General features: G+C 52.3%; 1 protein-coding gene and 3 rRNA genes. All 4 read right to left on the bottom strand.

All coding sequences use genetic code 11. From position 1 onward, the window contains the following. Positions 1 to 965 precede the first annotated feature (965 nt). Positions 966 to 2147 (bottom strand): hypothetical protein, encoded by a 1182-nt coding sequence (locus HMPREF1257_RS03935; protein WP_023025828.1) that lies wholly within the window; start codon positions 2145 to 2147, stop codon positions 966 to 968. A 113-nt stretch (positions 2148 to 2260) separates the two neighbouring features. Beyond that, positions 2261 to 2378 (bottom strand): 5S ribosomal RNA (rrf, locus tag HMPREF1257_RS03930). 158 nt (positions 2379 to 2536) lie between these two features. Continuing rightward, positions 2537 to 5614, bottom strand: a 23S ribosomal RNA gene (locus tag HMPREF1257_RS03925). Between the two features lie 516 nt (positions 5615 to 6130). After that, positions 6131 to 7649, bottom strand: a 16S ribosomal RNA gene (locus tag HMPREF1257_RS03920). Together the 16S, 23S and 5S rRNA genes form the textbook arrangement of a ribosomal RNA operon. Between the last annotated feature and the right edge of the window lie 352 nt (positions 7650 to 8001).

Raw genomic sequence — 8001 nt, 5'->3', positions numbered from 1 at the left:
ACAAGCCATCAACCAAATGGCCGTAGCCTTTCCCGCCCGCTTCGACAAATACCTATAAACCTAGCCCCACACACAAACAACTTGACACGCTCAGCCATAATTAACAACTCCCCGATGACTGCCGTGCTCTACTAGCATTCGTCTCGAGCCTATCGATGGTTCGGGCTTTCTCATGCACAGCTTTAATGCGCGCACGGACCTGACCCCCATAAAAATGAAAACCACACCATCACAATTTTCATTGTGAGCGGATGTGGTGTGTGTACGTATAAGTACACAGATTTGCAACTGGACGGCAAATGGATACATGCAAATCACGTCAAAGACTAAAATGCTGATAGCAATCAGGTTAGATAGCCCTGTTTAGAATATTTAATCTACGAGAGTGTCGCAAATAGTTTTCAATAATTCTAGTCGAATAAGCCAAGCGTGATGGGCAACATGATCACCTTGTAGTCGGAATCCCCTACGGAAGGCCGTTCTTGATACCGCGAAGCGCGTTAGCAAAGCGGAGGACCAAAATCGTCTAAATCAGTCGGAGCTGACCCCCGTTTGGTCCGACCTAACGGAACGACTTAACCGCACGTGGGGTGAACTCAATCGACCAAGCCACACTCGTCCTCTAACTCCTGCAACGAGATTGTGTCCAATTCTCCGCATCGGGCTGCTTCGGCTTCGGCTTCGAGCGCATACACATACTCAAGTTCATCTAGGTAGGAATCTAGGGCCTTGCGAAGATAGAAGGCCCCTGTCCGTCCAGTCCGCGAAGCAAGCGCATCTAGGCGCTCCTTTTGCTTCGCGTTAACGCGCAAACTGATCACTGACTCGCTCATGTAAACACGCTTACAACAAGTTAACGGATTTGTACACCCGTGAGCAGTGTCCGTACATTGCTGTCCCTACCTGGTGCCGTTGACTTCATGGTTGCCTATAGGAACTACCTGGGCGTTTTAGCGGTAGTCGAATTAAGAAATAAGAAAAACCTCGTCCAGTCGCCTTAAAATGACATGCCGTTCGGCGTAGCGACGGCGCAGGCCTGTCAAGAATGCATTGAAGTCCGCTTCCCAGGGCTCCCCTAGCTCCGCCGACTTTTCCCTCATGGTCTGCAGCAGCTCGATGCCCATATCGCGACCAACCCGAGTCGAATCTAAATACGTTGCGACATCGTCGCGAACGAAGGGAAGAGCCTGCTCCGGGAGGTCATCAAGGAACCGTTGCGCCATTGACTGTTCCATTCCCGCCTTTGCGACGGTTCTCCAGGCAAGTCCAGGGTCTTCAAGGTACAAGTGCTGGAACATCGCTAAGTCCCACGGCTTCGCCGCCAACGTGGCTTGTATATGCGTCGCAGAATTCGCCTTGTCGGTGCCCGCAGCATAGAGTTGCTGAGCGGACGACAGTTCTGGATATGTGTCGAATACACTGCGAGCCACGCGCTCCGAGTGTTCGGGAAAATGCTCCTTAGCAAGTACGGCCCAACGCGAAGCGATATTTCGGACTTCCGCTGGGGCGCACTCACCAACTGCCTTCTCGGACCAATCGAAGGCAAGATCGTAGCGGCCGATATTACAAAGGCCGGCAATAATCTCCTCATAGCGCGACGCCGCACTTCCCTTGAGACCATGGGTACGAAGGACGGCCTCACTAGCTCCTTCTAGTACCGCTAGCCGACGCCCCACGTATCCACTACCTTGCTCCGCCGTATTCCACGAACGGATGCGAGCCACCCCCTCTTCACCAAAGGCAGGTGCCAAATAGACTGGGTCGAGGTCGATTTCTTCCGCTGGGAGAATCTCATTCATTCGTATAAACCAGCCAGCCAAAGCGCAACCAAAATAACTAGCTTGCTGTGCCGCGGAAGGAACTACCCGCGCCAAGACTTCGCCGGCATCCCTTACGGCATGGGCATAATCATTCACCCTAGGGATAGTCTTGAGAATCTCTTCTACAGCGTCTAGAGAAACAAACACAATATCGGGCGGACTCGGCGGCACAATCCCGAGAAGTTGTGCAGGATTCTCCACTGCTTGTTCTAATAGCTCAGCAGCTTCAAATATGCGGTCGCTGTAATACACCCCGCGTTCACCCTTGTACAGATCAGGGTCATTGGTCCGAACGAGATCGGTTACCGCCTGTGCAAGAGTCCTCATAGGCTACATTATAGAAAACTATGGGACCACGAAAAAGAGGGGCAAGGTCACCGATGAAATCGGTGTCCTTGCCCCTCTCGGTACAAACATTATTTTGTTGTTTTGTTGTTTGGTGTCGGCGGTGACTTACTCTCCCACAACCTCCCGGTTGCAGTACCATCAGCGCGTACAGGCTTAGCTTCCGGGTTCGGAATGGGACCGGGCGTTTCCCTGTAGCTATGAACCACCGACAAACCTATCAGAACACTACCCACCACTGTGTGTGGGTGTTGTGTCAGATACTGCATAGTGGACGCGACACACACGTGAATGTGCACTTTTGTTTGTTTACTCGCTTCAATCAAGCTCACCCAACATATCCAAACATTGTGTTTAGGGGGTTTGTTGTGGTGTGTTTGTTTTGGTCAATTAGTACCAGTAGCCTTCACACCTTACAGTGCTTCCAAGTCTGGCCTATCTACCCCATAGTCTTTAGGGGACCTCAAAAGAAACCTCATCTTAAAACAGGCTTCCCGCTTAGATGCTTTCAGCGGTTATCCCTTCCGTACGTAGCCAACCAGCACTACCCCTGGCGGGATAACTGGCACACTAGAGGTACGTCCGTCCCGGTCCTCTCGTACTAGGGACAGCCTTCTTCAAGTTTCAACGCGCGCGGCGGATAGAGACCGAACTGTCTCACGACGTTCTGAACCCAGCTCGCGTGCCGCTTTAATGGGCGAACAGCCCAACCCTTGGGACCTACTCCAGCCCCAGGATGCGACGAGCCGACATCGAGGTGCCAAACCATCCCGTCGATATGGACTCTTGGGGAAGATCAGCCTGTTATCCCCGGGGTACCTTTTATCCGTTGAGCGACACCACATCCACAAGTAGGTGCCGGATCACTAGTCCCGACTTTCGTCCCTGCTCGACATGTCTGTCTCACAGTCAAGCTCCCTTGTGCACTTACACTCACCACCTGATTGCCAACCAGGCTGAGGGAACCTTTGGGCGCCTCCGTTACATTTTGGGAGGCAACCGCCCCAGTTAAACTACCCACCAGGCACTGTCCCCAACCCAGATCATGGGCCAAGGTTAGATGCTCAATCCGATCAGAGTGGTATTTCAACAACGACTCCACCACCACTAGCGTGATAGCTTCACAGTCTCCCACCTATCCTACACAAACCGAACCAAACACCAATACCAAGCTATAGTGAAGGTCCCGGGGTCTTTTCGTCCTGCCGCGCGTAACGAGCATCTTTACTCGTAATGCAATTTCACCGGGCCTGTGGTCGAGACAGCAGAGAAGTCGTTACGCCATTCGTGCAGGTCGGAACTTACCCGACAAGGAATTTCGCTACCTTAGGATGGTTATAGTTACCACCGCCGTTTACTGGGGCTTAAATTCTCAGCTTCGCAACCACAAAGGTTACTAACCGGTCCTCTTAACCTTCCAGCACCGGGCAGGCGTCAGTCCATATACATCAACTTAACGTCTTCGCATGGACCTGTGTTTTTGATAAACAGTCGCTTCCCTCTATTCTCTGCGACCCCACAACACTCCAACCGCAAGGGTCTTCACGTCACAGGGCCCCCCTTCTCCCGAAGTTACGGGGGCATTTTGCCGAATTCCTTAACCACAGTTCACCCGAACGCCTTAGTATCTTCAACCTGACCACCTGTGTCGGTTTAGGGTACGGGCCATACACACACTCGCTAGAGGCTTTTCTCGACAGTACAGGATCACCACCATCAACCCTTGTAGGGTCTACGCATCACGCCTCAACCTATATGTGTGGCGGATTTACCTACCACACGGCCTACACGCTTACACCACCAATCCAGTAAGTGGCGCGGCTACCTCACTGCGTCACCCCATCACTTGAACCACACATCAGGCCCCACGACATCAACACCACCAACACTCAAAGAATGCTAGGTAGCGTATCCGCAGTGGTTAGTATCCGTGCTTTATCATGGGCGCACATGTACGGGTACCAGAATATCAACTGGTTATCCATCGACTACGCCTGTCGGCCTCGCCTTAGGTCCCGACTCACCCTGGGAAGACGAACTTGACCCAGGAACCCTTAGTCATCCGGCGGTAAGGATTCTCACCTTACAATTCGTTACTCATGCCTGCATTCTCACTCGCACACAGTCCACGCCTCCTCACGGTAACGCTTCCACCCATGCACGACGCTCCCCTACCCAAACAACAAAAAATTGTTGCTTGCCGCGGCTTCGGCGGTGTACTTGAGCCCCACTACATTGTCGGCGCAGAACCACTCGACCAGTGAGCTATTACGCACTCTTTCAAGGATGGCTGCTTCTAAGCCAACCTCCTGGCTGTCTTCGCGATCCCACATCCTTTTCCACTTAGTACACCCTTAGGGGCCTTAACCGGCGATCTGGGCTGTTTCCCTCTCGACTATGAAGCTTATCCCCCACAGTCTCACTGCCGCACAACACAATTGATGGCATTCGGAGTTTGGCTGACATTGCTAAGATTGTAGTCCCGCTCAACCAACCAGTCGCTCTACCTCCACCAAGCTAAATGCGACGCTGCACCTAAATGCATTTCGGGGAGAACCAGCTATCACGGAGTTTGATTGGCCTTTCACCCCTACCCACAGCTCATCCCCGCAGTTTTCAACCTACGTGGGTTCGCGCCTCCACAACCTCTTACAGCTGCTTCACACTGGCCATGGGTAGATCACCCCGCTTCGGGTCCAGGACATGCCACTTACCACCCCATTAGGATTCGGTTTCCCTACGGCTACCCCACACGGGTTAACCTCGCGACATGCCGCTGACTCGCAGGCTCATTCTTCAAAAGGCACGCCATCACACCATAAAAAGTGCTCTGACGGATTGTAAGCACATGGTTTCAGGAACTATTTCACTCCCCTCCCGGGGTACTTTTCACCATTCCCTCACGGTACTATCCACTATCGGTCACACTGAGTATTTAGGCTTACCGGGTGGTCCCGGCAGATTCACAACAGATTCCACGAGCCCGTTGCTACTCGGGAACCCAACAACCCCCACATCATCATCTTCAGCTACAGGACTCTCACCTACTCCGGCAGATCATTCCAAACCACTTCACCTAACAACAATGCACAGGGCGTGCCACTGGTAGATGACACACAATCAGGCCCCACAACACCGCACACACAACCCCTACCAGGTATCACATGCACACGGTTTAGCCTCATCCACGTTCGTTCGCCACTACTAGCAGAATCATTATTATTTTCTCCTCCTACGGGTACTGAGATGTTTCACTTCCCCGCGTAACCCCCACAACAGCTATGAATTCACTGAAGGGTAACCCCACATAACCAGGGCCAGGTTTCCCCATTCGGACATCCTCGGATCAACGCTTTATTGACAACTCCCCGAGGCTTAACGCAGCCTTACACGTCCTTCATCGGCTCAGCATGCCAAGGCATCCACCATGCGCCCTAAATAACGAACACACCAACCACCACACACAAACCACACAACCAACAAAAGCCATGCAACCAGCATGTGGTGGTAACAAGTGAACTTGACAAAATAAACAAAAAGAAAAATCACATCACACACACAAGACACCACAAACACAACGTGTAAGTGGCATCATGCAGATGCTCGCGTCCACTATACAGTTCTCACACAACACCCCGAACCAGCAACAAACACCACCACAATGAATGGCATCCATCAACCAGTCAGGCACACAAAAAAGGGGATAATGCCCCAGACACCCAACAATGCACCAACGTACAATCAACACTCATTTTTGTATACATGGACACTTTTACGCATGTCACAAAGCACTGTCTCAACACTTGATACTGCTGATTAAGGTGTGTCACCTACCCGGAATTTCCAAATTCGGTGGCAGCAGAACACTCGCCTACTCAACCACCAACCCACCATCAAACAACAGTGGGCAACCCACAACTATGGGTTCTGGCTGCAACTGCAGCCCAATAATAAAAGCTCCTTAGAAAGGAGGTGATCCACCCGCACCTTCCGGTACGGGTACCTTGTTACGACTTCGTCCCAATCGCCGATCCCACCTTCGACGGCTCCCTAACACGTTTAGGCCACCGGCTTCGGGTGTTACCAACTTTCATGACGTGACGGGCGGTGTGTACAAGGCCCGGGAACGTATTCACCGCAGCATTGCTGATCTGCGATTACTAGCGACTCCGACTTCATGGGGTCGAGTTGCAGACCCCAATCCGAACTAAGGCCGGCTTTCAGCGATTCGCTCCACCTCACAGTGTCGCAACGCGTTGTACCGACCATTGTAGCATGTGTGAAGCCCTGGACATAAGGGGCATGATGATTTGACGTCATCCCCACCTTCCTCCGAGTTAACCCCGGCAGTCTCTCATGAGTCCCCAACCAAATGCTGGCAACATAAGACAAGGGTTGCGCTCGTTGCGGGACTTAACCCAACATCTCACGACACGAGCTGACGACAACCATGCACCACCTGTACACCAACCACAAAGGGAAACTACATCTCTGCAGCGATCTGATGTATGTCAAGCCCAGGTAAGGTTCTTCGCGTTGCATCGAATTAATCCACATGCTCCGCCGCTTGTGCGGGCCCCCGTCAATTCCTTTGAGTTTTAGCCTTGCGGCCGTACTCCCCAGGCGGGGCGCTTAATGCGTTAGCTACGGCACGAAAGTCGTAGAAAGACCCTCACACCTAGCGCCCACCGTTTACGGCATGGACTACCAGGGTATCTAATCCTGTTCGCTACCCATGCTTTCGCTCCTCAGCGTCAGTAACTGCCCAGTAACCTGCCTTCGCCATCGGTGTTCCTCCTGATATCTGCGCATTTCACCGCTACACCAGGAATTCCAGTTACCCCTACAGCACTCAAGTTATGCCCGTATCGCCTGCACGCCCGGAGTTAAGCCCCAGAATTTCACAGACGACGCGACAAACCACCTACGAGCCCTTTACGCCCAGTAATTCCGGACAACGCTCGCACCCTACGTATTACCGCGGCTGCTGGCACGTAGTTAGCCGGTGCTTCTTATCTAGGTACCGTCACAACAAAGCTTCGTCCCTAGCGAAAGGAGTTTACAACCCGAAGGCCTTCATCCCCCACGCGGCGTCGCTGCATCAGGCTTGCGCCCATTGTGCAATATTCCCCACTGCTGCCTCCCGTAGGAGTCTGGGCCGTATCTCAGTCCCAATGTGGCCGTACACCCTCTCAGGCCGGCTACCCGTCGCCGCCTTGGTAGGCCATTACCCCACCAACAAGCTGATAGGCCGCGAGCTCATCCTACACCGAAAAAACTTTCCAACCACCACACTAAAGATGGCTCCTATCCGGTATTAGACCCAGTTTCCCAAGCTTATCCCGAAGTGCAGGGCAGATCACCCACGTGTTACTCACCCGTTCGCCACTCGAGTACCCTGCAAGCAGGGCCTTTCCGTTCGACTTGCATGTGTTAAGCACGCCGCCAGCGTTCGTCCTGAGCCAGGATCAAACTCTCCACAAAAAGAATTTCAGAACAACATTCCAAAATCAAGGCCGTGAAAAGCCCAAACCTAACCAAAAGAACAAACCACCACAAACCACACAAAAGCAGTCCATGCTGGCGTCCAAAAATTACTACAAAGAAAAATAAACTGCCTCCCCAACCCGACGGGGCACAAAAAGAGGAGACAAAAAGTTGAACACAATCACATGCCAACCAATCCATCAATGCAGCCGAAACACTAAACAGTATTCAAAAAGATGCGTATAACAACACCTTACCGGCACACACCAACCAACAAACCACCATAGGCTCGCTGGTCAACAGACCAATCAACACACAACCATGCACACAAAAATAAAAAATAAGTACA

This window comes from Corynebacterium sp. KPL1814 (assembly GCF_000478175.1).
Classification (GTDB): domain Bacteria; phylum Actinomycetota; class Actinomycetes; order Mycobacteriales; family Mycobacteriaceae; genus Corynebacterium.
The sequence above is the reverse complement of the archived record's forward strand: the minus strand, read 5'-3'. Positions and strand labels throughout refer to the sequence as shown.

What these genes read in the sequence shown, in the direction of transcription:
- HMPREF1257_RS03935 (WP_023025828.1), bottom strand. Translation starts at nt 2,147, where the DNA reads ATGAGGACTCTTGCACAGGCGGTAACCGATCTCGTTCGGACCAATGAC.